Origin of the sequence: Streptomyces sp. NPDC006261 (genome assembly GCF_040613515.1) — a bacterium.
Classification (GTDB): domain Bacteria; phylum Actinomycetota; class Actinomycetes; order Streptomycetales; family Streptomycetaceae; genus Streptomyces.
In genome coordinates this window covers 1-25,203 of sequence record NZ_JBEXSI010000040.1, presented here as the reverse complement: position 1 = coordinate 25,203, position 25,203 = coordinate 1, and the positions used below count along the sequence as shown (strand labels likewise).

Genomic DNA, 25,203 nt, shown 5'->3' with positions numbered 1-25,203 from the left:
AGTGCGCGTAAGAGGGAAAGGCGCCTCGGCGAGAAGGGCGCGTACGACGGGTGTGATGCGAGTCCTACCCTCGGCAGGAGGTGCGTGGCCGGACTCGACAGCCGGCGGCCTCGGACGGGGGCCGCCTGTCGTGCGCGCCAAAGAAAGGGACAAACCGTACTCTTCGTCCCGCAGTCGTTGAAGCTGCTCGCAGGTGGACGCGATCTCGCGTCTCACCTCGGCCAGCTGCGACCGTAGCGCCTCCGCCCCATTCACCCCCCTCAAGCTACCAGGCGGTTGATTCATGGCGTCTCTCTGCTCCTTGACTTGACTTGACTTGAGTTCGTGGGTTGCCGTACTCTCGTTGAGGTCCAGGGGAAAGTGTCGATGAGCAAGTGCAAGGAGAGTGCTGGTGAGCCTTCAGGCAAGCCGCGTCGTGGATCTCTTTTCCGGCGGCGGAGGTATGAGCTGCGGCTACTACGCACACCCTGCGTTCAATCTCGTCGGCGCCGCAGATGTTGAGGTCGGGAAGCCCAGCACGGGCCATGGCGCGATCGGGTGCAATGACACCTATGCAGCCAACCTCAAGGTGGACCCGCTGGCCGTTGACCTGTCGGTCATCTCGGCCGACGAGTTGGCGGAAAAGTTGCCAGCAAACGTGGACGACCTCGAAGTCCTCTTGGCCTGCCCTCCCTGTACCGGTTTCTCTCGGGCCATTTCGAAGAACTGGGCGGAAGACGACCCCCGGAACTCCCTTGTTGCCCGGGTTGCGGATCACGTGGCGCGTATGAAGCCTCGGGTGTTCATGATGGAGAACGTCCCTCAGCTGCTTAATGGAAACTTCCGCCATCACTTCACGGCCCTTCGGGACAACCTTCAGGGCATGGGCTACAAAGTGCATGCTTCTTCCCATGCCTTGTCGCGTTTCGGGTTGCCGCAACAGAGGGAGCGAGCTCTCGTTATCGCGGTGGCTTCCGACCTCCCGCTCTACACACTAGAAGATCTCTGGCGTGGGTACGAAGTAAAGCCTGATTCCGTTACGGTGCGACGGGCTATCGCGGACCTCCCCAAGGTTGCCGCAGGTGCGACTCACCCGGACGACCCCAATCACACGAGCACTCTGCTTAAGGGCGAGTCGCTCGAAAGGATCGCGGCGATGCCTCACGACGGAGGTAGCTGGCCTGATCTCTTGGGGCACCCGGACACAGAGAAGTATCTGATCCCGTCCATGCGGAAGGCCGTTGAGCGGGGACGCCTGAATTCCTACAGCGACGTTTACGGTCGCATGGCTTGGGACAAGCCCGCTCCCACCATCAAGCGCGAATGCTCGCATGTTGGGAACGGGCGATACTCCCACCCCGAGCAGGATCGTCAGTGCACGGTACGTGAGCTCGGCATCTTGCAGGGCTTCCCGTCTGACTACCGGTTCGTCGGCAGCAGCCGTAAGAACCTCTACCGTCAGATCGGTGATGCGGTTCCCCCTCTGGTCTCCTACCAGCTTGCATGGGTTGCTCAGTGGATTCTGACCGGTGAGAAGCCGGATCTGGAGCAGGTGGTTCTGCCGAATACTTCGCTCCGCACGGATGACTTCATTGCTACGGAAGCAGCTCAGCTCACGCTGGTGTAAAGAGTGTCAACTCGTCAGTATCCGGCCTTGATACGACCCATGAGCCGTGGCGAATGCAATATTTGGTCTGGTACCAGAGGCGAACCTTTTCCACACTGGAGTCCAAGAGCATCCTGAATACCTTGTCCCCGTTGGCCGGGTGCAGAAAATCAGCGCCGAAGCTAATCCCCGGCTTGCCTCCCCGATCCTTCTTGGTGAACATCTCGGGAGAGGCCGAGGTGAAGCTTTCGAGTAGGACCTTTTTCGGCACCTCCTCCAGGGTGTAAACGAAGCTGTCAGGTCGTGTCTCGGCGCGCAGTACCAAGATGCGGTCGTAGCCGCTCATGTGTCGAGGAAGGCGCTCACGAACCTCGGCGGCGCAAAGATCCGGTGTGGTCGCCTCTCGAACCCAGCGAGCCTCAGAGAATTTCTCGATCTTCACTTGAGTGAGGCTGAGCCCTTTGGCGGCTTCCGTCTTCAGAGACCATCGCTCGCCGTTGCCGAACACGTCATAGGCGGACTCGCCAGGTGTGGGGTTGAGATCGGCCTCGTTGTGCCCTTGAGCAATGAGACAGCGCTTCATCGCGTACTCAAAGGGTTTCTTGTTGAGCGGGGCCTCGTGGTTAGAGTGATGCAGGCTCAGGAGATTCGCCATTTCTTCGGCGAACGACGCGTCTACTATGTCGACCCCAGGGCCCGAGTGGAACTGGACAGGAACATGCAGGCTCTTGACCACTGACGCCACGGTCCCAAGCTGGCGCATCGAGAGGGCGTCGAGCCCTCTGGTGATCTCGTTGGTAACTCGCTCACGGTCGCTACTCATGGGCTGAGACTACGATCCGCTGCCCATGTCGTCGAAGTAGTTGACTCACCAACGCCCCCTCCCCATGAGCAGGTGCGGGGACGCGGGCGCCCCTACGTGCGGCCGTCGGGGGTGAAGTGACGGGTGCGTTCGTCGACTCGGTCGACGGCGTCACGCAGTGACGAGCCGCTGTTTGGTTGCAGCTCGTGCTCGACGCGAGCGAGGCGGTCCTCGATGGCACCGAGTCGGCTCATGACGCCGAGGCGGCCGGGAACGCCGGGGCGGGGGTCCGTGCCCTGCCAGTCGTCGACGAAGTTCTCGACTTTCCCGCCGATCCGGCGGAACGAGCGGGTTGCTCGCCATACAAGGGCGAGCCCGCCCGAGACCGCGATGACGGCACCGGACCAGAGCGCAAGTGCGTCGATCGGGTCGACGCCGGTCGGCGCAGCAATCACTCGGCGCGGTCATCCTTCCGGTACAGGGCGAGCAGCTCGTCGTCGGTGTTCGGCTCGGCGCGCAGCCATGCGGGCAGCACATTCTCGATGACCGGAAGGGCCATCACCCGGGTAACGCCACCCGCCACGGCGAGGGCCAGGCCGACGCCGGCGGCGGTCTGCGGGATACCTGCGGCGTCGATGATGAGGGGGAGACCTGCGGCGAGGGCGAGCACGGTCTGCACGACGGTGCGGAGGGTGCGACGCGAAGCGTCTGTCATGGGCAGTTCCTCTTTCTTCGAATGGGGAGAGCGAGGCGCCCGCCCGCAGGGTGCGGGCGGGCGCGCTCGGGGTCAGACCTTGGGGACCTTGAGAGCGGCCCACGACGACGGACCGGGCCACCCGTCGGCGTCGTCTCCGGAGTAGCCGAGGTGGCGCTGCCACCGGGCGTAGCTCTGCCGGTCGGACTCGGTCCACTGCGGCCCGGGGCCCGAGCGGTACGCCGAGCACTTGACGGCGACGAGACGGCGGCCCATGGCGGTGACGATCGGCGAGCGCGGGTTGGCCTTGAACCATCCGACGCCGGGGAACGGCTCGTACGTCGGCGGCTTGGGCTTGCTTGGTGTGGTGCCGCCGGGGCGGGGGGCACCCTTCTGTACCCATGCGTAGAGCGGTCCGCCGGGGCAGGCGGTCGCGAAACCGTCGCGGTGCCCCTTGATCTCCGATCCGGCGCCGCCGCTCGCACGCAGCCACTCGACGGCATCACGCAGCCCGGCGAGCTGCTTGTCGGTGGGCGTGGTCAGTCCCGAGTCGCCGACCATGGCGCACACCGCGTAGTGGTTGGCGTTCAGCGTCTGGTTCCCGTTCGCACCGGTCTTTCGGTGCGAGCCGCGGCCCTCGTAGACGTAGCCGTGCGGGCACACCATCGCGGTGTACGCGATGTCGCTGTAGTCCTCCTGCCGGTTGGCGAGGTGGCTCGCCTGGATCGCGCGGACGCGTCCGGCACAACTCGTGTGGTTCTCGTTCTTGGCAAGCGCTGCCGGTACGGCGGTGCCCTCGTAATGGATCTTCACTCCGCGCGTGCTGCCGATGTAAACGAGGTCGTAGCGCGAGGGGCGAGCGCCCCACTGTGAGCGGGTTACGAACTGCAAGGTTGGCCCTCCTTGGGGCATGAAAAAACGCCCTGCGCGGGTGCGCGAGGGCGTGAAGACGGTCGGGGGGCGTCGCGGTGGCCTACGCGAGCGCGGACCAGAATCTGTTACTGCCGTTCTCCATCGAGCCGAGCGCGATCGAGGCGGGGGCGGTCGCTGCGCCGGTGGCGTACGAGCCGAACCGGCGGACGTTGTTCAGGCCGAACACGTTGGGCGGCGCGCTGAACGAGCTTTCGGCGACGAGCATCATCGGGCCGTCGCCCGTGCCGGTGTTGTACTGGAACCGCCACGCGATGTAGTAGAGACCGGCGGGGGCGGAGTAGGCGGCGGTGAGCGGGACCGAGACAGTCGCGCCACCCGTGTTGTGCACTTCGGCAGGCTCGGCCGCGGCGGTCGACAGGTCGGCGGTCTGCGCCACCCTGGCACCGGTGGAGCTGTAGAGGGCGGCCCATGAACCGGTGGCGAGCCCGCCGGCGTACCCGCCGAAGTGCCACACGACCTTGGTCACGGACGCCGCCGACCGGAGGTAGACAGCGGTGACCCGAATCGGACCCGCCCCCGGATACAGCGGGGCGGAGTGCCCACACGCCGGATCGAACGCCCACGTCAGCAGGCCGAAGTCGGACGCCCTCCACTCGCCCCCGCCGAGCGCGTCAACGTAGCTCTTACGGGCGAGATGGTTGTCAGTGGTCGGCGCGGCCGAGCTCGACGGCACGCTGCTGAACGTCTTGGCCCCGGCAACGGTCTGCGTGCCGGTCAACAGGACGGCGGTTCCGGCGGCCTCGGCGGGCGCGAGGGTGACCCGCGTACCGTCCGCCTGAACGACCTTGAACAAGCCTCCCTCGCTGTACGCAATGGCGGCGCCGACATCGGCCGGGGGTGGCGCGGTGTTCTTGAGTGCCGCCGCGCCTGCTACGGACAACTTGGCACCGGCGATTAGGGAGTTGGTGCCGATGCCGACGTTCCCGGTCGCACGCTGCCCGTACAGGACAGCCGACTTCCACTCTCCTTGGTCCGTCCAGTTCGCGAGCTCGAAGTTCGAGCCGGCGTCCGCGCCCGCCTCGGCCGTGTTGTCGACTTGGTAGACCCACCTGTTCACGCCTGCCGTGGTGAACGAAAGACCTCGGTAGTCGACGGTCGCGGTATTGAGGATCAGGTTCCCGCCCCCGACGAACCCGGACTCGGGGAGCGCGCCGACGTCGGATGCGGCGAGCACGACCGCGCCGGTCTTGCCGTTGACGGATGAGACGGCACCCCCGCCCGAGCTCGTCGGGAGCTGCGCGGCGGGAACCTTTCCGTCGGCGCCGAGGGTGGCGACGCCGGACGCTGCACCGGCGGCGGCCGTCGCGAGAGCGCCGACGTCGGCGGCGGTGAGGGTGATCGCCGCCGAGCTCTTGCCGTTGACGGACTGGACGACGCCGGCCGGGCCCGTGGCGCCCGCGCTTCCGCTGTCGCCCTTGTCTCCCTTCGGGCCCTTGAGATTGCCGACTGCGGTTCCCCAACCGGCCCCGGTGCGCTGCCAGATGTCGCCGGTGTCGGTGCGCAACAGCAGATCGCCGGGGCGCGTCGACGTGCTCGGCGTGGTCGTGTTGCTCAGGTACCACGCCGCGCCCCTGACCTCGCCGCCGAGCTGCGTCCACACGCCGGCGGATCGCTGCCACGTCGAGACGGTGGTCGAGGTGACGCCGAGGAAGGTCGTCGACTCGTACCGCACATAGAGATCGCCGTCGACGCCGAGGCCCGCGCCCGGGACGGTGGCACCGCTGTAGATGCGCGACCCCGGGGGACCGGTCGGGCCTCGGTCGCCCTGCGGTCCGGGCACGCCGACGTAGTTCGGTTTCGCGGGATCGGTGGGGGCGATGTCGGCGAGGTCGACCTCGGGCTGCACCCGGGGCAAGAGGACGTTGTACGAGCGGCCCACGGGGATTCCCGAGAGCTGCTCGGTCACGATGTACGCCCACCCGGTCGGGTCCATGTCGGGGGCGTCGGTAGCGGGCAGAGTGACCTCGATCGCGCCCTGCGCGTCGAGCTGGACGGTCACCGGTCCGCCGAGGATGACGTCGGCGGCCGGGAACGTGAGGGTGGCGGGTGCCCGGAAGACGAGCGATCCGGAGAGCGGGCGCCCGGATGGGTCGAGGAAGCGCCCGCGCACGGTCACGGTGGGTATGGATTCGGGCAGCAGGGGACGCCCTCCTTAGTCGTCGATGATGTGCAGTCCCGCCCCGTGGGAAGCAGGGGGCGGGCCCGGGGCGCGCGCATCGTTAGGCGGCGCGGCGGGTGCCCCGAGGAACTGCTGCGCTTCGGCGGCGGCGGTTCGCGCCGGCGGCGGGTCGGGCGCCTCGTCCGCCGTGCGCGTGTTGCGGGTGTACGCGTTGAAGACGCGCGTCTCGATTCCCGAGCCGCTGGCCTTGACCCGGTGCTGAATGTTCCAGCCGACGTATTCGAGGAACCCGACGCCGTTCAGCGGCTGCGTGATGGTCTTGTTCACCCATGTGCCGCCGGCGGGGATGTCGTACTCGGCGACGACGACCTCGCCGCCCGAGGGCGGAATCATGTTGATCTGGACCTGTCCGCCCGCAGGGGCGGCGATGCTCGACAGGGTGAGGGTCGCGACGGCGTTGTGCGCGGCGGCACCGCCGACCCATCCGTACTGATAGGTCGTGCTCTCGGTGCCCTGCTGCTTGGTCGGCAACAGTTGGATGGGCATCCACGGGCGGCCGAGGAATTCGGGGGAGTAGTAGTCATCCATGAGGATCACGGAGCCCGAGCGGGAGAACGTCCGGACCATGTTGGAGCCCTCGCCCGAGCCGCCGACTTGGTACGCGAGCGTGCCGTCGGACCGCTGGATCTGGACGCCGTAAGCGCCGTCCCACAGGGCGCCTACGCCGAAAATCCCCGTGCCGTCCGGTGCCCAGACTTCGAGCGAGCCGCCCTCGGCGATCTTCACGGGGCCGTTGGTGATCTCGTTCAGGGCGGGACGGATGTTCGCCCGACCGGTAAGGGTGCGCACCTCGCGCTCAAGAGCCCGGATGCGGTCGAGGATGTCTTGCGGGATCGCTGCCACTAGGCGGCCTCCAAGAGCAGGCGGGCGGTTTCGGAGCGGCCCCGGAGGGGCGGGGAGATGGCGAGCCCGATCACCCGGTACCGGTGGTCGAGTCCCTCGGCCCACCAGTCGTCACGGATGCGCACGCGGATGGTGGCACCGAGCAGGGCGGGCGACAGGGGCGTGCGGTCGAGCGCGACGGTTACCTCGGGGATCGTCTGCGGGTGCAGGGCGGCGGCCAGGTCGGCGCGTGCGTGCGCGTCGAGGGTGGCCTGCTCGGTCACGGTGGAGTAGTCCGAGGTGCCGTCCAGCCGGGGCCATCCTGCGGCGAGCTGCTCGTCGTCGACGAGTAGCTCGCTCATCAGGGGCAGGGACTCTTTCGTCTGGTTCTGGTTGTCCGACGCGCCGCGGCCCTGCCATGTGTTGGCCTGCACGGTGGCGTCGATGGGCCAGCCGTACGAAAGGATCGGCCCCGGGTGGTCGAGGACGACCTCGCTCGCGCCGGTCCGGATCACCGGTGAACCGAGCTGCAACTGCTTGACTCGCCGGCCGCTGCTCGGGTCACGGAAAGATCCGATCCGCCACTCGAACCCGCCCTCGACCGCGCCGAGTTGGTCGATCACCTCGCGGATGCGAGACACGTCGTAGCGGCGAAAGAGGCGGTCGCGCTTGACGTTCGAGAGCTGCTCGGCGTCGTACTCGATACCGATGTCGCCGCCGGGGAGACTGGCCGAGTAGTCGAGCAGCCCCCGCACGATGTCGTATTGATCAACCTGCGTGGCCTGCTGCGTGTGCAGGATCGCGCGATGGTCGAGGTACGACGCCCACCCGCCCGCCTGCACCTGTAGGCCGAGGAACCCTCGCGCATTGCTGGTCAGGTTGGCGGTCCACAGGATGCCGCCCCACCAGACTTCCGAGCCACGCTCGATCCACATCGCGGTTCGACCGGGCTCGACGGCGGCGCGCGCGCGTGCGGCGACCGCACGGTTCGGGAGGGGGATCGTCGCCGAGGCACTGCCGATTTTGCCGATGAAGTCGTCGAGCGAGACGTCGGTGATCGGCAGCACGTCGAGGACTTGATCGGTGCGCAGGTCGCACAGGACCACGCGGTACGTAGGGGCGATCAAGCGATCACCCCCTCACGCGTCGAGCGGGTACTGCACGCCGCCGAACGCCGCCCATGTGGTCAGGCCGGTACTGGAGATGAGCCGTAGCTGTCCGCTCGTTTGGGCGTCGAGCTTGATGTCGACGCCACCGGCGGCGATCGGTAGCGAGGTGAGCGCGACCGGTCGGCAGTTCGCCGGCAGTACGGAGGTGAGCAGGTTCCCGCTGTTCGGCACCGTGCCGGACGTCGTCCAAGAGACGCCGCCCCGTAGCTGGAGGTGTGGCACGCCGCCGTGCATGATCCGCCGGTACCGGACGGTCCCTTGGGCGTTGCCGTTGTTGGTGTAGCCCGTCGCGAGGGTGACGGGTGTCCAGCCGATGACCGGGTCGAGGGTCTGCCACGCCGCGCCGTCCCACCGATCGAGGCCCGATCCGTTGTCCCGGTACTGGCCCGGGTAGGCACCGGCGAACGACAGGCCCCAACCACGGGGGGTGATCCCGCCGTACGCGGCGGTGTAGCGGCGTCGGTCGGCGAGCGCGCTCGACCAGGTGATGCCGCCGGTTCCGGCGGACACTCCGGCGGGAACCGTGATCTCCCACAGCCTGAGTGACGTCGGGGGCAGTGTGGGCGGGGTCGGCGTCGCGCTCGCGGCGCCCGTGACGAGCTCGACGCGAGCGAGCGTCTGCCCGGTCGTGTCGTACAGCTCGTCGCACACCCGCAGTACGACGACGTCGATACGGGGATTGGTGGCGTTGCCGTCCGTGACGGTGAGGGTCTCGGGTGCGGTCACGGCCACGGGGTAGGCGCCCTGTGCCTCGGTGCCTTGCACCAGGGCGCGACCGACGGCGATCTGTACCTGCATGGCACCGGCGCCGATCGCATTCAGGGCGGACCCGCCGGCGATCACGCCGTCGCGGGTGGTCATCGCCGACTCGGGCGCCATCGTGCCGAGGGGGGACAGTCGGGTGTCCTCGCGGGTCTGCCCGCTGGGGAGCAGCCATCCGGCGCGCACGGTCAAGGGAGTGTCCTCCTTACCAAAGGGCGGAGCGCCATCGGACCGAGGCCGCGGCGCGGGAATCGTTGGAGCCCGGGGCGGCACGGAAGAGAAGCGAGGTCGCGCCCGGGTCGAGGGCGAGGGACTGCTCGGGCACGCTGCGGGCCGTCGCGGTGTAGAGGCGCGAGGCGCTGTTGTTGAGCGTCACCGTGCCCTCGCGGGTGTCGACGAGCAGCTCGTCGTCGGCGGCGAGGTCGATGTCGTACTCGATCACCTCGCCCGTACGGAGGTTGGTCACGGACGGCCGGGAGACCGGGCCGCGAAAGGTGATCACCGGGTGCGACGGCGCGTCGCCGTCGTTGACGGCGAGCATGGTTCCGGTGCTCCCTGGGGTTCCGAAACTGAGCGGGTAGGTCAGCCGTTCCGGGCCCGGGGTCACTTGCCAGTCGAGGCCGGGCTCGGGCGAGGGAAGCCCTGTCGCGACCTGCTGCTCGATCACGCTGTACCGGCGGGGGTCGGTCGCTTCCCACTGGAGTGCGGCCCCGGTGACGACGCCGATCGCGTACCCGCCTGTCCCGACCGGCACGGCGCGGCGGATGCACCGGGCCCACGACAACAGGGGTGGCGCGTCGTCGAGTTGGATCACGAGGGGCAGCTCGTCGTCGCGGAGCGCGGTCGCCGCCGACAGGGCGCGCACGGCGACGCTCATCCGACCGGGGTCGGTGCGGATGACGACGCCGTCGAGCGTGATCGTCCGGGGGCCGGCGAGCAGACGCCCCGGGTAGGCGCCATGGGCGTCGGACCGGTTGACGGTTCCGGAGTCGTACCCGGGCGTGTCCTCCCACCCGGTCAGGGACTGCCACCCGTAGGTGGTGCGGGGGCCGAGCAGCAGGTCGCCGAACTGCACGTGCCCGGGGAGGGTGACCAGATCACCGGGGGCCACTGATCACCCCCTCGCCTTGGCGTGCCACGCGAGCGCGGACGCCGTCTGATCGGCGGTCGCGTCACCGGCGTTCCAGTTCTCGATGTGGAGGGTCGGGCCGCCCCAACCCCCGCCCGCGCCCCCGCTGTTCGCGGGGGCCCCGGCGGTGGCGAACTGCGGGGCGGCGGGAACCGAGACGAGCCTGCGCATCGTGCGGTCGACGGCGGGCGAGCCCGCCTTGATTCCCTCGACGATGCCGGCGGGAATGAACTTGCCGATCTTGTCTCGCATGAGACGCGACGGAGAATGAATTCCAAGCGCCTTTGCGATCGGCCCGGGAATCAAATTCTTGGCCCATGACATAAGAGTCGACTTGAGCCAAGAGCCCATGGACTTGATGCCGGACCACAGGCCGGTGATCAAATCCTTTCCCTTGCTATACAGCATCGATCCGAAGTCGCCGAAGTATCCGGCGATCGTGCGCGGGAGCCCTCGGACCCACGAGAGCATTTCTCCGGCCTTGCGGACGGTTCCCGACTTGATCGAGTCCCAATGCTTGATGATCAGGCCGACCAAAGTCCAGTTGAGGAAGAAGTCGACGATCCGGCCCGGTATCCCCTTGACCCAAGCGACCGTGGCGTTCCAGACCCGCAGAGTTCCGGACTTTATCGAGTCCCAATGCTTGATGATGAGGCCGACCAAAGTCCAGTTGAGGAAGAACTGAAGGATCGCGTTTCCGATTCCCTTTAGCTTTCCCCACACCCAATCCCACGCCGCTTTCGTGGCGGATACGATCGTGTCCCAGTTGGCGACGATCAGGGCGACGATGCCGACCACGGCGGCGATCACGAGCGCGATCGGGCCCATGGCGAGCAGCCATGCCGCGGCCATCCGGGCACCCTGAATCAGGGACTGCGTCCCCATGAGCACCCATGCGCCCACCACTCGCAGAGCGGTCGCGCCGGCGCTCACTCCCTGCGCCACCCAACCGGCCAACATGGTGGCGTTGAGCACCACGAACCGGGCTGCTGCGGTCGCGCCTGCTGCGGTCTGCGCGGCCCATCCGGTAACGACTGCGGTCGTCGTCGTTACTGCCGTGAGGCCGAGGGCGACGAGTGTCGGCAGCATCAGGACCGTGATCACACCGGCGGCGATCGAGAGCGCCGTCGAGTGCTCCGAGATCCAGCCGACGGACGCGCGGAACGCCCCGCCGAGCCCCTTCTCGCCGAGCCAATCAGCCGCCGTTTCGAGGGCAGGCACCACGTAGGTACCGAGTACGCCGACAACCTTGTCGATCGCACCCCGCTTGAATTGCTCGAACTTGGTCGCAGCGTTGTCGCGCATCGCGTCGCCGGCCGAGTCGGTCGCGCCCTTGACGTCGCCGAGCGCCTTTACGGCGGTCGCCGGATTGAGCTTGAAAAGAGCGGCCTGCAAATCCTCGGCCTTGGTGCCGAACAACGCGACGGCGGTCGCGTTCCTTTCGGCGGGGTCCTTGATGGCCTTGATCCGCTCAAGGACCGTACCGAGCGCCTTCGATGCTTCCGGTCCGCCCTTGGTGAAGACCTTCGCCATCTGGTCGCCGTTGAGGCCGATCGACGCGAAAGCCTCGACGGACGTTTTACTCATGTCCTTCGAGCGGATCGCGAATTCCTTTAGGGCGTCGGCGACCGTATCGGCGTCGCGCGCACCGCCCTGTAGGCCCTGCTGCATCAGACCCATTGCGGTCTGTGCGTCGAGCCCCAAGTCGCGGAATTGAGTCGGATACTCGGAGAAAGTATCCAACAGGTCTTCGGCGGAATTCGTGCCGTTCTGTGTCCCCTTGACGAGGACGTCCATCGCCTCTTCGGCGTTCTTCGCAATGCCGGATTTCAGCATCACGCCGACCGCGCGGGACACCTTGCCGACGTCCTCGCCCATCACGGCCGCCGTATCGGCGACCTGTGTCGCCATGCTCTTGATCTGGCCCTGCGTCGCCTCGGGGGGCAAGAGCCCCTGCTGCGCAATGCCCTTGAGGATCTCGGCACCGTCGGCGACGTTGTCGACGATCGCGCCCGAGTAGAGCTGTCCGGCGACTGCGCCGTACTCCTTCGCGACGGCGCCGCTCGTGCCGAGCTGTGCCTGCAACTTCCCGGCGATCTTCTGCCGGTCCATGGCCTCACCGACACCGGCCATGAGCGCCGCGCCGATGCCCGCGCCGATCGCCGCAGCAGCAAAGCCCTTGAGCGCGGTTCCCATGCCCGAGGACGCGCGGTCGGCACCGTCGGCCGCGCCCTCGGCGAGCCCGTCGCCGAGGCTGTCGCCGGCCCGCTCGCCGGCTCGGTCCGCCGCGGCGGCGATCTGATCGCCGCCCGCCTGCACCGCCGCGCGGGCGCGGTCCATGCCCGCGCCCGCCCCCGAGTCGTCGATGACGACCGTCGCGGCGAGCTCGCCCACCATGAGCGCCAAAGTGGCTCACCTCCTGGTGGTCGTGCCTCCCGTCGGGGAGGCGTCAGGCGGAGGTGTGAGCACCCGCGCGAGGCGGGATTCAGCGCTGAGCAGGGCGAGGACGCGCACGCGCAGCCATCGCCACGACCGGGATTGCAGCAGGCCCGTGGTGCCTAGATCGATTCCGTAGACCTCGTGCAGATCGGCCTCGACGAGCGGCCACTCGGTGAGGATCTGCGCCCACGTCAGTGAGGCTTGCGGCCCTTCTTGCCCTTTCCTCGGGCGGGTACCGGGCGGGTACTCGTACCACTCGTAGAGCCCCGACTCGACGTCGAGCTCGCCGCACCCGATCGGTTCCGGCGAGCTGCTCGGTTCGGGGCCAGACGAGAAGGGTCGCCGGCCGCGTTCCAGTACCGCTCTGCGGCGGTCTTGTCCTGCGCGATCCACACCATGGAGGTGATCGCGGCGTGCTTGAGGGCGGGCCACTTCACGCCGTCGCCGACCAACTCATCGTGAGCGGGTCCGAGTACCTCGCGGTACAGGTCGCGCTCGGCGGCGTCGCCGAGCACCTGCTCGTCGGCGCGACCGCCGTCGGCCGCTACTGCTGCGGCGTTGATCAGGGCCTGCGTCCGCAGACCGATCTCGGCGGACGGCGCGGGCACGGTGTAGATCTTCCCGCCGATGGGAAGTTCGAGCAGCTCGTCGAGCAGCTCGTCGAGGGCATCGAATCCCACTACGCATCACCCCCGGCCTTGAGCGTCTTGGACTCGGCGGCGGCGAACGTGCCCCCGCCGGCGACCGGATTCGTGATCTCGATCAGCGGGCCGGACCCGGTCAAGGTGACCTTGATCGTGTCGACCTCGTCCGGTCCGCCCCCGTCCGGCTCCCACGTCACGAGCGCCGTACCTTCCTGGGCGTCGTCGGCGCCGTTGCGGTCGTAGTACCGCACCCGTACGTAGCTCTTGGCACCGAACGCGCGGCTCGCCTTCCTGAGCGCTTCCTGCGCGGCGTTGAACACACCGGTCGTCGGGTGTGCGCGGTGCGCGAGGGTGGCCTCGATCGACCACGCGAGCATGGTCACGGCCTGCTCGCTCCACCCCTCGGCGTCGTAGGTGGTCACCTCCTGCTGAGTCGGTTCGATCTTCGGGGTGAACTCGGTGATCCCAGGGACCAGCGACCACACGGGAGTTGCGGGGACTGTGCCTGTATCCAGTTCGAGGCGGTACCGGCGCGCGAGCGCGGTCACTGTCTCGGCCGGGGGCGTCGGGGTGCTCAACGGCGCCTCCTTCTATTCGAGATGGGGGGCCGCGCGATGCGCGCGGGCGTAGTAGTTGGCGCTTCGCTCCCAGCGGCCCGAGGCGTCCGTGCCGATCGGGGCGGCCGAGACGCGATACACGAGCTGGACCGGCACCGCCCCGAACTGGTGCGGGCCGCTGCCTTGCAGCAGCTCGTGCACCTGGTCGTCGAGGGCGTCGACCTGGCGGGGGTCAGCGCCCGCGCGGGTGCGGACCTGAATCCCGGTGGTCGTGTCGGTCAGCACCGACGAGTCGGTGACCGGATAGGCGGCCAGACAGATGCACCGGTCGGGGGCGGGGGGAAGCGCCGCGATCGTGATCGCGGTCTCGTCGGCGGCGTACGGGCCGTCGGGGCGGTAGATGCCGACGCCGGCGGAGTGCAGCAGGCGGGCGAGACCGTCGAGCAGGTCGACGGTGTAGGTCATCGCAGCGCGCGCCGGACCTGCGCGGCGATCAGGGCCTGCACCTCGGGAGCCGTCTCGGGCAGAACGCCCTCAAGGAACTTCGCGGTTCGCCCGGGGGCGTGCCGCGCGGTCATGTCCTCGTGGACCCTGCGCGCGTACGGGGTGTCGTAGCTGACGGCGGCGGTCATCTGCTGCTCGTCGACCGACGTCGCCCCGCTCCGTTCGAGGGTGCCCTCGGCGATCGGCACGCGCTGCCTGCTCGCGGCGAGGACGTGCTCGGCACCGAGGAGTAGGCCCCGGGTCGCGGCGGCGCGGATCGCGGCGGTTGCGGCGTCACCGTTCCACCGGAGTCGGGCGCGGCTCATTCACACATCACCTCCGTGGAAGCGGGGACCGGCAGGCCCGGGGCGGTGTGCGAGGCGGTGGTGATCGCCGTTGTGATCCGGCCCCCGGGCAGCGTCACGCGCGAGCCCGGAGGACAGTCCAGAGCGGGGGCGGCGATGATCTGCACGGTGCTCGTGACCTCGCGGCCGTCCGTCGCACGGACCATGCGGACCGCCTCGCCGACGAGCGCGGGGTGCTCGACGAGCGGGCCGTACGTCGGCCCGTACGCGCCGTCGCCGAGATAGGGCTCGACGCCGATCCGGTGCCGTAGCAGGGACGGCGGAACTCGGGTCACCACGTCACCACCCGCCCCGGGGTCAGACCGGCACGGCGCAGCGCGCGGGCGGCGCGGGGGGCGAGCTCGACGCCGGACGCTCCGGACGTCGAGGCGGCGCGGCCGGACAGGCTCACAGGACCGATCGAGACCGAGTCCCACTTGCCCGCCGCGCCCGTGCCGTCGTCGCCGGCGGCGAGCCAGTATTCGACCTGCGCGCATGTCGCCGAGCCGAGGGCGGCGGCGATCTGCGGGTCGGTCGGGTCGCCGTCGTCGTCGACGGGGTAGATCGCGGTCAGCAGCGCCGAGTCGATGTCCTCGCCCGCCCGCGCGAGCAGGTGCTCGGCCTCGGTCGGTGCGGGAGCGCCGAGCCATGCGGCGAGCTGCTCGGGGGTGGCGTAGGGCTGTCGGGCCAAGGTCACCCCCTCGCGCGCCGAGGACCGGAACGGCCCGCCGACTTGGTGTCTGGCGGGCCGTCCGGTTCGGTGACGTCGTCATCGAGCAGCTCGACGTCGTACCCGGCGCCCTGGCAGTACCCGATGATCGCGACGTCGCTCGTGGTGGCGGTGCCGTTGATGAAGTGGAGACCGCCGGGGCCGTCGCCGGTGAAGTCGCCGAGAGGGGCGGTGAGGCGCACGTTCATGGGCATCACGCGCTCTTGATGTTGCGCAGGACTGCCGCGGCGCGGGTGGCCTTGAGGACCGGGGCGAGCGGCCCCATCTCGACCTCGCCGAGCTTGACCGCACCGGCGCTGTTGAAGTCGGGAAGCCACGTCTGCACGAGCGGGACGGACGCGACCGAGGCCCCGTGGAACCCGTCGAGTCCGTACCGGATCGCGTAGAGGTCGCCGAGGCCGGTCACGTTGCCACCGGTCGCGGCGCCGTCCGGATCGCGGGTGACGAGCCCGATCACTGGGGTGTTGCTGCCCGCCTTGCTCTTGAGGTCGATCAAGGGGATTCCGTTGTACGCCGTGATCGGGCGGCCGAACGCGTCCGTGGACTTGTCGATCTGATCCGTCCACGCCGCCACGGTCTTGAAGAGCGCGAGCGTCTTCGCGTTGCCGTAGATCACATCCGGGGTGTCATCCATGCTGGCGAGCCACGCGTCGATGTGCCGCTGCGCGGCGAGCGCGCCGGCCTTGTCGCCGATCGTGGTCCAGTCGAGGTAACCGGACGCGACGCCGTTCGAGAGCGGCAGGTACTCGGTGTCGGTCCCGGTGAGGATCTTCGACAGACCGTCGAACCCGTTCGTCTCGGTGGCCTTGTCACCGTTGATCACGGCGTCGGCGAACTTCGCGCGCGATGCCTTGATCTTCTGCGACATGTTCAGCGCGACCGCCCCGGAGGCGGCCGGGCCGATGCGAGAGATCACACGGTCGATCCGGAAGCTACCGCCGAGCGGCGAGAGGTCGACCGTGTACCGCTGCGAGGTGACCTCGGCCGGGGTGTACTCGGTGTTCAGCGCTCGGAACTCGGCGTTCGCCTGCGTGATCAGACGCCGGTATCCGTAGGTCAGGGTGTCGCCGCCACCGGTGGGGTTCACGGTGTCGTCGAAAGTCAGTCGGTCGAGGATGTCCGAGGACTTGCGGAACTCGTCGATGACGTTCAGATCGACGTCGTCGACAGCGTTGTTCCGGGCCTCGGCGAGAGAGGTGGGCAAAGGTTTCTCCTGGGAAGGTCAGCCGCTGCTCAGGCGGGCGGCGACGGCGTCGTGCAGGGTGGTCGCGCGGCGCTCGCTGGCGGGCGGGCCGTTGAACTCCCCGCCCCCGCGCGGCGGTCCGCTTGGGGCAGCGCGGTACAGGTCGGGGTCGGCGTCCACGGCCGCTTTGATCGCGGCGGTGAGCTTGTCGCCGAACTTCGCGTCGAGCGGGTCGAGGTCGGCGACCGAGGCGAGGAACGAGCGGGAGTTCAGCAGGCGGTCACCGCGCGCGCCTTGGTCGGCGGCGACTCGCGCGACGGCGAGCTCGACGCGTGCGGACCGCAGCTCGGTCGCGTGCTCGGACAGCAGCCGGTCGCGCTCGGCGACGGCGGCGGCCAGGGCGGCGGGGTCCTGCTCGGTCGCGCCGCCGGGGTTGAGCGCCTTGGTCACGGCATCGAGGGCGACGCGTAGTTCGTCGCGCTCGGCCGCAGCCTGCTCGGCGCGGGTGGTCGCTTCGGCGAGCTGCTGCTCGGCGGCGGGGTCGGATGCCGGCGGCGCGGCCGGGTTCGGTGCGGGGGCGGGGCCGCCGGTAGGCGCGGGCGGCGCGGCGGGGTCGCCGCCCTCGCCCGAGCCGCCCCGGATGGGCCAGATCGGGCGCCCGTCCTGGCGGCGGCCGAGGGCGCGGTCGCCGGTTCGCGGGTGGACCGGCAGGGAGTCGTCGAGGGTGTGCTCGGTCATGAGTGCTCGGCCCTCCGGGGGCGTGGTGCGGGCATGAAAAAGGGGCCGCCCCGACGGGACGGCCCTTTGAGAGGGAATGGGGGCGGCTACGGCCCCCGCTCGGCGGCGGCGTAGCCACGCACCCAAGCGGCGGTCAGCCGCAAATCGTTGAAGCGGGGGCAGACGGTCGCCGGGCGACCGGCCCGCGCGGCGGCAAGCCCGGCTTGCCGAGCCCGCAGCGCGTCCTCGCGGAAGCCCAAGCGACCACCCCCTCGTACTGGGTTTCTCGGCGGCGGACGTCACCCGCTACCGAGGACAGCGCTAGTTGTCTCCGGCCGCACCGGTCTTGCGGACGATCAGCACCACGACGGCACGGGCGTGGTTGGCCACGGCGCGCAGGTGGTCGGTGATCGTCTCCGCCTCCTGCTTGGCCTCGTTGCCACAGGGCGCGTACGGGTCGGACGCCACGGCGACAAGCGAGACGGTGCCCAGCGCGAGCGGAATGATCTGCGTGAGGTCGAACACGGGTTTCCCCCTGGATGAGTTGCGATCGTCGATGGTGTGCGCCGGGCGCCTCGGCACAACATCAGATTGGCCACCACGGACCAAGATCGCAATTCAAGTTTTCGCAGGTCAGAGGACTTTAGCGAATACCAGCGTCTACCCTGACAACGTCAGGGTAGACCTGATATTCACTAATTTTCCGAGAATTCGACATTAACGTGAGCGGGATCACATCGGGAATTGAGTGATAGTCAGATAAGCGAAAGGCGCCTAGAACTTGCGCCGTTGATTCTCGCGTGCATTTCGAGCGGTCGCACCTGCGCCGGTGCGGACGCCGGTCACCTGCTCGGTGAACTCGGCGAAGGTGAGGCGCGGCGAGGTGTCTTCCCAAAACCTGATCAGGTCCTCGCTCGCCCGTGCGTACGCGACGTGGGAGGGGCCCGAGAACAGGCTGCGCGGGTCGACGCCGGCGGACTCGGCGCGGCGGTTGAGCATGTGGCCTCGGGTCGCGTTCTCGGCGGCGAGCCACTGCACGTAGATGTGCTCGTCGTACATCTCGCGTATCTCGGCGCGGCTGTACGCCTCGCGTGCCGATCGTGCTTCGAGCTCGCGCTCGTACACCCATCGCTCGGTGGCGGACATGTGCTCGGTGCCGTCCGGGCCGCGCTCGACGTCGGAGCCGTACGGGCCCCACTCGTCGGGATCGGCGGGCGGTGGATCGTCGAGGCGGACCGGATGCATCGCTTCGTCGAGGGCGTCCCGCGCGGCGAGAGTGTCGGTAACCGTCGCCCCTGCCGGTGGCGGGGGCGGTGCGGGCGGGTGCCGCCGGTCGATCTCGGCGGCGATCCGGGCCGAGTCGTCCGGGCTCGCGTAGCGGATGCCCCACACGAGCAGCTCGTCGTCGAGCCCCGACATGTCGGCGGTGAGCCGACCGCCGGGGAACAGCTCGTCGAGGGCGCGGCGGCGGTGCACCTCGGCACCGATCGCCGGTCGGTCCTCGGGGACGTTGCGGGCGCGGGCGGCGAGGTCCCGCTCGGACATGCCGAGGAGATCGCGACGGATCTCGGGCATGGCGGCGTCGAGGTCGCGCCGGTCCGCCTCGGCCATGACGCGCAGCATCTGCTCGTCGTCGAGGTGGGTCGCGATCCGGGCGAGCTCGTCGTCGCTGAACGGGGCGAGGCTGTCGACCATGCGCCCGCCGGGGCGGATGCGGTCGAGCAGGTCTTGCTCGTCGCGGCGGTCGCCCTCGGCTCGGATGCGGTCGAGGTCTCGGCCGTCGAGCACTCCGGGCCGGATCGCTGCGCCGAGCTCGGCGTCGGTCATCTCGGGCAGGGTGCGGTCGTCGCCCGCCCGTACGCGCGCGGCCTCGACCGCATCGCGTGGCGGGACCGGCGCGGTCGAGGGGAGGTTGCTCGCCCCGGGCTGCTCGCGCTCGCGCCGGCGGATGAGCTCGGGGTGCGCGGCCAGGTGCTCGCGCATCTTGCCTTGGTAGGCGCGCACGCGTGCCTCGGCCGCGCGCTTGCCCTCGGGTGTGAGGGCCGAGGCGCTGCGGTTCTTCCACTTCCTGATGGCGCGCTCGATCGCGCGCTGCCGTTGGGATGCGGCGTATCCGTCGGGGTCCTCGGAGTGCTCGACCGGTGTCCGGGTCACCCCGGGTAGGTAGGCGCTCGTCGAGTGCCGACAGTTGGGGTGTTGCAGTCCGTGCCGCCGCGCGTCGTCCAGCGATCCGGCGACATCCACCCGCACGATGCGGTCGTCGTCGGTGGCGTGCTCCATCTCCACCGTTCGGGCGCCGCCCGGTCCGTCGAGGCTCAAGACCTTGCCCTCGAACGGGGCGCAGAGCGGGCACTCGTGCGGGGCGTTGGAGACGATCACCAGGGAGATTCCGGCGGCGCGCAGCTTGTCGCCGTGCGCTTCGACCGCAGCGCGACCGACGGCCGTCCGCACGGCCATCTCGGCGTAAGAGGTCATCTGCCACGACCGGCCGCGACGGTCGACAAAGCTGCGCAGCCCCCGGTCGGCGAACCGTGCCATCGCCGATTGGGTGGCCTGCCGGCGGGTGTCCACCCCGAGGAGCGGCGTCGCCGCCGACTCGGCGATCACCTGCCGGTATCCGTCCTCGACGCCGCGCAGAATTCCGCGATGCGTCTCGGTGACGAGCTCGATCGTCTCGGCTGCGAGCCGGTCAACGGCGCGGGCGCCCGGGGTGCTCTCGGCGATCCGGCGCGCATCGGCGTCGGAGAGCGCGCCGAGCTCGGCGAGCCCAGCGCGGGCGCCGACGTCGTACGCCTCGGTCACGGCCGAGAACACCTCAAGCTGCATGGCCGAGCCGAGAGCGTCGACTACGCCCTGCGCCGCACGGCGTAGCGGCTGGATGTCGCGCAGCTTGGCGACCGCCCACCCCGGGGCCTCGAACCCGCCGTCGAGCTGCCGGGCGACGAGCGCGAGCAGCCGCTGCTCGGCGTCCCCGTAGAGATCGCGGACGGCGGCCGAGAGATCCTCGGCCATGGCGGGTTGAATCGGCATGACACCCCCCCCGCACGAGCTACAGCAGCGCCCCGGATTGCATGGGGTCGGGGACGGCGGCGCCGCTCTCCAAGAGGATGCGGTCGGTCTCTTCCTTCACGTCGACCAAGTCCCACTCGGGATGCAGTATCCGAACCTTGGTCAACACCGAGACCGCTTGTGCCTGTTGGAGCAGGGACAGGGTCTGTGCGAGCGAGGAAGCGTCCTCGCTGATCGAGTCCCCGAACGCGACCGTCGGCCGCTCGGGCACGATGCGAGGGGTGAAGAACTGCCGGTCGAGGAGCAGCATCACGAGCAGCATGTCGACGACCGGCGGCGACCAGTAACGCACCTTCTTTCCGCGCGTGGTCATGGACCGGCGCTCGCGCGCTTTGACCTCGGTCGCCGTGATCGCGCCGCTCTGGTCACCGAGGCCGAACGTCGCCACCGAATAGCCGGCGCTCTGTACGGCCTGTCGCGTGATCGCGGTCGAGGTCCGCTCGTGCTCGTCGACCCTGATCGCGAACTGCGAGAGGGTGATCTGATTCGCGCCCGCCTCGGTCGGCGGGATGTTCAAGAGCTGCCAGATCTCGCGATCTTGGTCGAACGACGATCCCTCTCCGGGGCCGTGATCGTGCAGGTATCCATCGGGTACGAGCAGCCGCGCGCGGGCGAGCCGCAGGTCGCGAATCCAACTCGTCCATGTCGTGTCGAGCGAGTCGAACAAGTCGTACACCGGCGCGGCGTAGTCGCTGCGCCCGAACACCGAGCCACGGTTGCGGCGGTTCGGTCGGATGTTGGGACAGTAGGCGGCGGTGAGCTGCTCGATCCCCGTCTTGATCGCGTCGCCCTCGGGGCCGAGAGAGGCGGCCAGGTCGGCGACCTCGACGTGCTCGGTCAGGGGAACCCGTACGCCGAGGCCGTCCGCCGACCCCTGGTAGAGACCGTGTAGGACGCGCCCCGACTCGTGCCGTTCGAGGTGTCGCCACACGGTGGCCGAGGTCGAGGCGAGCTCGCGCCAGAACGTCACGGCGGCGAGCTGCCCCCACCGGAATTCCGGCACGGCGGCATCGGGGTGGACGCTGGTCAGCAGCGGCCGGTCGGCAAGGGACCGATCCCATGTGACGCGCAGGTACACCGAGCCGAGAGCGGCGGCGACCTCGGCCGCTTCGAGAAGCGTGTTCGCGATGCCGTCGGACTCGGCGAGCTCGTCGAGGCGGTCCTGCGTGGCGGTGTCCGTCACGGTGAGCTCGGGCGGTTCGCTGAACAGCAGGTCGGCCGATGCGCCGACGATGTCGCCGGGCAGGGGGATGTGCAGCCGCTGCTCACGAGTGCCGGGGCGCTGCTGGCGGTCGCGCCCCCACAGACGGCGACGGCCGTCGCGGCGAACGGGGGTATCGCGGTAGACGGCGGTCAGCTTGTCGTGATCACCGGAGTACCAAGCGTCGTCGACCTTGATTTCGGCGTAGTGGCGGGCGAGTTGCTGCGGCGGCCATACGGCGCCGTTATCGGGCAGGGGCACAGTGCACCCCCCGCCGTCGTCGTGTCCGTGCGCGCGCCGTCGAGCAGCGGCGGCAGTGTCGGGTGCCGTTCGGGGCGACGTAGGTCGTCGCCGAGTCGAACGCGTGCCCTCGGGCGCAATGCGTCTGTCGGGCACGGCGGGCCGCCGGGCTCACACCGCGCAGGATGTTGGTCCGGTGGGAGACCACTTCGAGGTGGTCGGGGTTCACGCAGTGCCGCCGGCGGCACAGGTGGTCGATCACCAGTCCCTCGGGGATCGCCCCGCGCGTGAGGGTGTAGGCGACCCGGTGCGCGTACTGCGGGCGGCCCTCGACCTTGAACTGCCCGTACCCGTTGGGCTTGACGTGCCCGTTCCAGTCCCAACAGCCGAGGGGGCCGTCGACGATCTTCGCGAGGAACCGGTCAGTTAGCGCAGATCGCACGCGATCACCCCCCTCGGCGGTCGGGCCCGGGGCGCGGCGAGGCGGCGGGGCGGGGTGGGGGGAGGTTCAGGCGGCGGTCGTCAGCAGGCCGCGCCACTCGTGCGCGGTGCTGTGCACGACGTACCGCAGCGCATCGACCGAGTGATCGTTCAGCTTCACCGGCCGGTCTTCACCACGGGCCGCCGCTTCGTCCGACCACACGTATTCGGGGAGCTCGGCGAGCAGCCCCTCGCATGACTCATGGATGAACAGCAGGCCGGCGTCGAGCGCGGTCGCCACACTGCGGATTCCGTCGAGCACGTCGTTCTTTGCCTTTGTCACCCCGGGGTGACCGTCCGCCCACAACTGCGTGGAAAAGCTCGACGCCGAGGGGTCGACGAAAGTCCACTCGGCCTCGACGTCCTGCTCGGCGAGCCACGCGCGAACCGCTTTGCTGTACTGCGCGTCGGTCAACTGCCTGTGCCGTGCACGGGAGTCGTGACGCCACTCGCTCGTGACGTACAGGCGCCCGTCGTCGCCGAGCCCGAGCAGCAATGCCGAGAACGGGTTCACGGTGCCGTAGTCCACCCCGGTCCAGTACCGGCGCATCGGAGGGAGCTCGGTCACGACGTGGCGCTGCTCGTCGTACATGTCGAACACCGAGCCCTCGGCGATCACCCATGCGCCGTCGATCATCCGACGCCGCCACAGGCCCGAGTATTCGGCGGCCAGGGCGGCGACGTACGCCGGGCTCAAGCTCGGGTTGTCGGCGAGCCGGAAGTGCCACGACGCGAGGTCGAGCTCGGCCTGTCGGTCCAGATAGTTGACCTTGAGCCAGTGTCGCGGCGAGTCGGGGTTCGTCGTGCCGAGCAGCCTTGCCCCGGGCACGGACAGTCGGGCGAGCAACTGAACAAAGAAGCCCTCGGGGAGCAAGGTCACCTCGTCGCAGTAGGCGAGCGAGGCGGTCAGGCCGCGCAGCCTGCCCTCGGCCCGAGCGTCGCTCGCGCCCACAAGGTGCACGACGCGACCGAGGATGACCGCCGTCGTCGCCCCGCGCGTATGGCGCACCTCCGCCGCGGCGGGCCCGAACAGGGCGGGGTCCGCCAAGGGTTCGAGGCAGTTCCGTTCGATCGTCTGGAGACTGCGCCCCACGATCAGGATCAGCCCGGACGCCGGCGCGCGGCGCACGGCGAGCAGGAAGGCCAGCAACGACGCGATCGTCTTCCCCGAGCGCACACTGCCGTGCCACAGGCAGATACGGGTGGTGGCCTCGCGGATCGAGCGAACTTGCTTGTCGGACAGAGGCGGCGGCGAGGCGCTCACCCCCCGTCGGAGTCGTCTCCCGTAGGCCCGAGCAGGGCGTCGGCGAGGCGGTCGAGCATCGAGCCCCCGGTGCTCCCGGTGCCTGTCTGGCGGGCGAGCTCGGCGACCTTGGCGTGTACCTCGGTCAGCGCGCGGGCGGCCGTCGCGTAGTCGCGTGCGTCGCGCGCCGAGTCGGCCTCGCCGACCCGCTCAACCTGATTCAGGGCACCGTCGAGGGCGGTGTCGGCGAGCTGCTCGCGTCGTGCGGCGGCGTCGGCGCGGCGGGCCTCGGTGGCGGCGGCGACTCGTGCCCCGCCGCTGAACGCGAGGCCGAGGTCGGCGGCGATCTTCGAGACGGTGGCGGCACTGCGCCCGGTCGTCCGGGCGATGGCGTTGCGGGACTTGCCCTCGGAGTGCAGGCGGCGGACCGCTTCCCGGTCGGTGTCGGTGATCGGGTCGGCCATCGTCACCCCCTAACCGATCAGTTCGTACTACAGGGGGTCAAGTGGTGCGCCAGTATGTGTGAGTGGAGATCGCAGAGCTTGTCTTGAAGTACGTCGAGGCCCTGGTCTGGCCCTTGGTGGCTGTGGTACTCGCGTGGTCGTTCCGTCGCCATCTAAAGCGCGCATTTGATCGGATGACCCGGCTGGAAACGCCCGCCGGGGCGATTGAGTTTGCGGAAGAGGCCGCGCGGACGTTTGAGGAGGTAGAGGGCTCTAGTGCCGTCCAAGCCGGTGAGGGCGAGACGGTGTACGGCGGCACGTTGATGCACAGTGCCGGGGGTCATGCTCGGCAGCGTGATGAACCCATCAATCAAGCACTGGAGTTGATCGCGACCTCACCGGACAGCGCCGTGATGATCGCGTGGCGTGCAGTCGAAACGACGCTCCGGAAGGCGGCCCTTCAACTTCCGCAGGGCGCCGAGAATCAGCGCTATTTCGTCGCATCAAAAGCCATTCGCGAGCTGACCGACCGCGGTCTGCTGTCGCCCCACATGGCCAACACGATGACGAACCTGTCTCGCCTGCGTGCGCGGGTTTCACACGGCGATCACACCGTTCTGCCCGACGCAGCGTTTGACTACGTAGCAAGCTGCGAGCTGGTTCTCGGGCAGCTTGAAGCGATCTCGAACCTTGGCCCCGCCGCATAGCCGATCGCCCCGCCAGCGGAGGATGGTGGCGGGGCATAGGAACGCTGATTGTTTCCGGGCACGCCAGAGGCGCTCCCGACTTTAGGTCACGAACGGATAACGGCGCAAGCCCCTTTGCTGGCATGTTCGGCCCCTTCGGCAGATCTCAGGACAGGCAGACAGGCAGCGCCGTACGGTCGGTTTATCACCTCCCTAGTGTCCTGAGTCGCTAGTTCGCTTGCGGTTGTAGGGTGGAACGATGCCTGGTCCGAAGCCGTTGCCGCTGGAGCTGTCCGACCATGAACGCCGGGTACTGAAAGGCTGGTTGCGCAAGCAGACCGCGTCTCAGGCACTGGTGCTCCGGTCGAGGATCGTGATGGCATGTGCTGGAGGACTGTCGAACGCGCGGGTCGCGGATGACCTGGGCGTCTCGCGGGAGACCGTACGCAAGTGGCGGTCCCGGTTCGCCGCGGACCGGCTGGAGGGCCTGGTGGACCGGCCGCGTTCGGGGGCGCCGCGGAGGATCACGGACGAGCAGGTCGAAGCCCTGGTGGCCAGGACCCTTGGCCAGGCGCCGCCGACGGGTGACTCGCACTGGTCGACGCGTTCGATGGCCGAGGCGGAGGGCATGTCGCAGTCGGCTGTCTCGCGGGTCTGGCGGGCCTTCGG

The 25,203-nt window shown here is 69.2% G+C and carries 29 protein-coding genes; 3 read left to right on the top strand and 26 right to left on the bottom strand.

Translation table 11 applies throughout. The features are described from left to right. The first annotated feature begins 391 nt into the window (after positions 1-391). The gene (locus tag ABZ154_RS24370) at positions 392-1,606 is read left to right on the top strand and encodes a DNA cytosine methyltransferase (protein ID WP_356835898.1); all 1,215 of its coding nucleotides are present in this window, start codon (positions 392-394) and stop codon (positions 1,604-1,606) included. Here ABZ154_RS24370 and ABZ154_RS24365 read toward each other — a convergent pair. From ABZ154_RS24365 to ABZ154_RS24240, 26 genes are all read right to left on the bottom strand, one after another. After that, positions 1,593-2,408, bottom strand: a complete 816-nt coding sequence (locus ABZ154_RS24365; RefSeq protein ID WP_356835896.1) for a hypothetical protein — start codon at positions 2,406-2,408, stop codon at positions 1,593-1,595. The two genes, ABZ154_RS24370 and ABZ154_RS24365, sit on opposite strands and share 14 nt — an antisense overlap. A 92-nt stretch (positions 2,409-2,500) precedes the next feature. Next, the gene (locus ABZ154_RS24360) at positions 2,501-2,842 is read right to left on the bottom strand and encodes a hypothetical protein (protein WP_356835894.1); all 342 of its coding nucleotides are present in this window, start codon (positions 2,840-2,842) and stop codon (positions 2,501-2,503) included. Next, complete coding sequence (locus ABZ154_RS24355; protein WP_356835892.1) at positions 2,839-3,102, bottom strand: hypothetical protein; 264 nt, start codon at positions 3,100-3,102, stop codon at positions 2,839-2,841. Before ABZ154_RS24355 ends, ABZ154_RS24360 begins: the two co-directional genes overlap by 4 nt. Positions 3,103-3,174: 72 nt before the next feature. Next, positions 3,175-3,972, bottom strand: coding sequence for a peptidoglycan-binding protein (locus ABZ154_RS24350; protein ID WP_356835890.1), 798 nt, complete (start codon positions 3,970-3,972; stop codon positions 3,175-3,177). An 82-nt stretch (positions 3,973-4,054) separates the two neighbouring features. Beyond that, on the bottom strand, positions 4,055-6,130 hold the full coding sequence (locus ABZ154_RS24345) for a hypothetical protein (RefSeq protein WP_356835888.1): 2,076 nt from the start codon (positions 6,128-6,130) through the stop codon (positions 4,055-4,057). A 36-nt stretch (positions 6,131-6,166) separates the two neighbouring features. Then, positions 6,167-7,036 (bottom strand): hypothetical protein, encoded by an 870-nt coding sequence (locus ABZ154_RS24340; protein WP_356835886.1) that lies wholly within the window; start codon positions 7,034-7,036, stop codon positions 6,167-6,169. Further along, on the bottom strand, positions 7,036-8,082 hold the full coding sequence (locus tag ABZ154_RS24335; RefSeq protein ID WP_356835884.1) for a hypothetical protein: 1,047 nt from the start codon (positions 8,080-8,082) through the stop codon (positions 7,036-7,038). The genes ABZ154_RS24340 and ABZ154_RS24335 overlap by 1 nt, the downstream gene beginning before the upstream one ends. Before the next feature lie 72 nt (positions 8,083-8,154). After that, the gene (locus ABZ154_RS24330; protein ID WP_356835882.1) at positions 8,155-9,138 is read right to left on the bottom strand and encodes a hypothetical protein; all 984 of its coding nucleotides are present in this window, start codon (positions 9,136-9,138) and stop codon (positions 8,155-8,157) included. Between the two features lie 13 nt (positions 9,139-9,151). Further along, entirely contained in the window at positions 9,152-10,057 is a 906-nt protein-coding gene (locus ABZ154_RS24325) for a phage tail domain-containing protein (RefSeq protein WP_267828384.1), read from the bottom strand. Between the two features lie 3 nt (positions 10,058-10,060). Then, positions 10,061-12,472 (bottom strand): phage tail tape measure protein, encoded by a 2,412-nt coding sequence (locus ABZ154_RS24320; protein WP_356835880.1) that lies wholly within the window; start codon positions 12,470-12,472, stop codon positions 10,061-10,063. Between the two features lie 233 nt (positions 12,473-12,705). After that, positions 12,706-13,194: a hypothetical protein gene (locus ABZ154_RS24315; protein WP_356835878.1), complete on the bottom strand. Its 489-nt coding sequence runs from the start codon at positions 13,192-13,194 to the stop codon at positions 12,706-12,708. Continuing rightward, the gene (locus tag ABZ154_RS24310) at positions 13,194-13,736 is read right to left on the bottom strand and encodes a hypothetical protein (protein WP_356835876.1); all 543 of its coding nucleotides are present in this window, start codon (positions 13,734-13,736) and stop codon (positions 13,194-13,196) included. The genes ABZ154_RS24315 and ABZ154_RS24310 overlap by 1 nt, the downstream gene beginning before the upstream one ends. Before the next feature lie 12 nt (positions 13,737-13,748). Continuing rightward, positions 13,749-14,180 (bottom strand): minor capsid protein, encoded by a 432-nt coding sequence (locus ABZ154_RS24305; RefSeq protein WP_356835874.1) that lies wholly within the window; start codon positions 14,178-14,180, stop codon positions 13,749-13,751. Continuing rightward, positions 14,177-14,524 carry a hypothetical protein gene (locus ABZ154_RS24300; protein ID WP_267829502.1) on the bottom strand — a complete coding sequence of 116 codons (348 nt, stop codon included), beginning with the start codon at positions 14,522-14,524 and terminating at the stop codon, positions 14,177-14,179. The genes ABZ154_RS24305 and ABZ154_RS24300 overlap by 4 nt, the downstream gene beginning before the upstream one ends. Then, positions 14,521-14,841 (bottom strand): hypothetical protein, encoded by a 321-nt coding sequence (locus ABZ154_RS24295; protein ID WP_324289634.1) that lies wholly within the window; start codon positions 14,839-14,841, stop codon positions 14,521-14,523. Before ABZ154_RS24295 ends, ABZ154_RS24300 begins: the two co-directional genes overlap by 4 nt. Beyond that, complete coding sequence (locus tag ABZ154_RS24290) at positions 14,835-15,233, bottom strand: hypothetical protein (RefSeq protein ID WP_356835872.1); 399 nt, start codon at positions 15,231-15,233, stop codon at positions 14,835-14,837. Before ABZ154_RS24290 ends, ABZ154_RS24295 begins: the two co-directional genes overlap by 7 nt. A gap of 2 nt (positions 15,234-15,235) precedes the next feature. Beyond that, on the bottom strand, positions 15,236-15,466 hold the full coding sequence (locus ABZ154_RS24285) for a hypothetical protein (protein WP_356835870.1): 231 nt from the start codon (positions 15,464-15,466) through the stop codon (positions 15,236-15,238). Next, complete coding sequence (locus ABZ154_RS24280; protein WP_356835868.1) at positions 15,466-16,476, bottom strand: major capsid protein; 1,011 nt, start codon at positions 16,474-16,476, stop codon at positions 15,466-15,468. The genes ABZ154_RS24285 and ABZ154_RS24280 overlap by 1 nt, the downstream gene beginning before the upstream one ends. Before the next feature lie 18 nt (positions 16,477-16,494). Next, on the bottom strand, positions 16,495-17,193 hold the full coding sequence (locus tag ABZ154_RS24275) for a hypothetical protein (protein WP_356835866.1): 699 nt from the start codon (positions 17,191-17,193) through the stop codon (positions 16,495-16,497). An 86-nt stretch (positions 17,194-17,279) separates the two neighbouring features. Continuing rightward, the gene (locus tag ABZ154_RS24270) at positions 17,280-17,432 is read right to left on the bottom strand and encodes an Rmf/CrpP family protein (RefSeq protein WP_356835864.1); all 153 of its coding nucleotides are present in this window, start codon (positions 17,430-17,432) and stop codon (positions 17,280-17,282) included. A 61-nt stretch (positions 17,433-17,493) separates the two neighbouring features. Continuing rightward, positions 17,494-17,697, bottom strand: a complete 204-nt coding sequence (locus tag ABZ154_RS24265; protein WP_356835862.1) for a hypothetical protein — start codon at positions 17,695-17,697, stop codon at positions 17,494-17,496. 249 nt (positions 17,698-17,946) lie between these two features. Next, complete coding sequence (locus ABZ154_RS24260) at positions 17,947-20,202, bottom strand: phage minor capsid protein (RefSeq protein ID WP_356835860.1); 2,256 nt, start codon at positions 20,200-20,202, stop codon at positions 17,947-17,949. A 19-nt stretch (positions 20,203-20,221) separates the two neighbouring features. After that, entirely contained in the window at positions 20,222-21,703 is a 1,482-nt protein-coding gene (locus ABZ154_RS24255; RefSeq protein ID WP_356835858.1) for a phage portal protein, read from the bottom strand. Continuing rightward, the gene (locus ABZ154_RS24250) at positions 21,687-22,124 is read right to left on the bottom strand and encodes an HNH endonuclease signature motif containing protein (protein WP_356835856.1); all 438 of its coding nucleotides are present in this window, start codon (positions 22,122-22,124) and stop codon (positions 21,687-21,689) included. Before ABZ154_RS24250 ends, ABZ154_RS24255 begins: the two co-directional genes overlap by 17 nt. Positions 22,125-22,190: 66 nt before the next feature. Next, positions 22,191-23,426, bottom strand: a complete 1,236-nt coding sequence (locus tag ABZ154_RS24245) for a PBSX family phage terminase large subunit (RefSeq protein WP_356835854.1) — start codon at positions 23,424-23,426, stop codon at positions 22,191-22,193. After that, positions 23,423-23,869, bottom strand: a complete 447-nt coding sequence (locus tag ABZ154_RS24240) for a helix-turn-helix domain-containing protein (RefSeq protein ID WP_356835852.1) — start codon at positions 23,867-23,869, stop codon at positions 23,423-23,425. Before ABZ154_RS24240 ends, ABZ154_RS24245 begins: the two co-directional genes overlap by 4 nt. A gap of 62 nt (positions 23,870-23,931) precedes the next feature. Between ABZ154_RS24240 and ABZ154_RS24235 the strand changes: the two genes are divergently transcribed. Together ABZ154_RS24235 and ABZ154_RS24230 are read left to right on the top strand one after the other, a co-directional pair. After that, positions 23,932-24,555, top strand: coding sequence for a hypothetical protein (locus ABZ154_RS24235; protein ID WP_356835850.1), 624 nt, complete (start codon positions 23,932-23,934; stop codon positions 24,553-24,555). A 238-nt stretch (positions 24,556-24,793) separates the two neighbouring features. Further along, positions 24,794-25,203, top strand: a 410-nt coding sequence (locus tag ABZ154_RS24230; RefSeq protein WP_356835848.1) for a helix-turn-helix domain-containing protein, incomplete at its 3' end; no start/stop codon positions are given.

What these genes read in the sequence shown, in the direction of transcription:
- ABZ154_RS24365 (WP_356835896.1), bottom strand. Translation starts at nt 2,408, where the DNA reads ATGAGTAGCGACCGTGAGCGAGTTACCAACGAGATCACCAGAGGGCTC.
- ABZ154_RS24355 (WP_356835892.1), bottom strand. Translation starts at nt 3,102, where the DNA reads ATGACAGACGCTTCGCGTCGCACCCTCCGCACCGTCGTGCAGACCGTG.
- ABZ154_RS24320 (WP_356835880.1), bottom strand. Translation starts at nt 12,472, where the DNA reads ATGGTGGGCGAGCTCGCCGCGACGGTCGTCATCGACGACTCGGGGGCG.
- ABZ154_RS24305 (WP_356835874.1), bottom strand. Translation starts at nt 14,180, where the DNA reads ATGACCTACACCGTCGACCTGCTCGACGGTCTCGCCCGCCTGCTGCAC.
- ABZ154_RS24300 (WP_267829502.1), bottom strand. Translation starts at nt 14,524, where the DNA reads ATGAGCCGCGCCCGACTCCGGTGGAACGGTGACGCCGCAACCGCCGCG.
- ABZ154_RS24285 (WP_356835870.1), bottom strand. Translation starts at nt 15,466, where the DNA reads ATGCCCATGAACGTGCGCCTCACCGCCCCTCTCGGCGACTTCACCGGC.
- ABZ154_RS24275 (WP_356835866.1), bottom strand. Translation starts at nt 17,193, where the DNA reads ATGACCGAGCACACCCTCGACGACTCCCTGCCGGTCCACCCGCGAACC.
- ABZ154_RS24260 (WP_356835860.1), bottom strand. Translation starts at nt 20,202, where the DNA reads ATGCCGATTCAACCCGCCATGGCCGAGGATCTCTCGGCCGCCGTCCGC.
- ABZ154_RS24240 (WP_356835852.1), bottom strand. Translation starts at nt 23,869, where the DNA reads ATGGCCGACCCGATCACCGACACCGACCGGGAAGCGGTCCGCCGCCTG.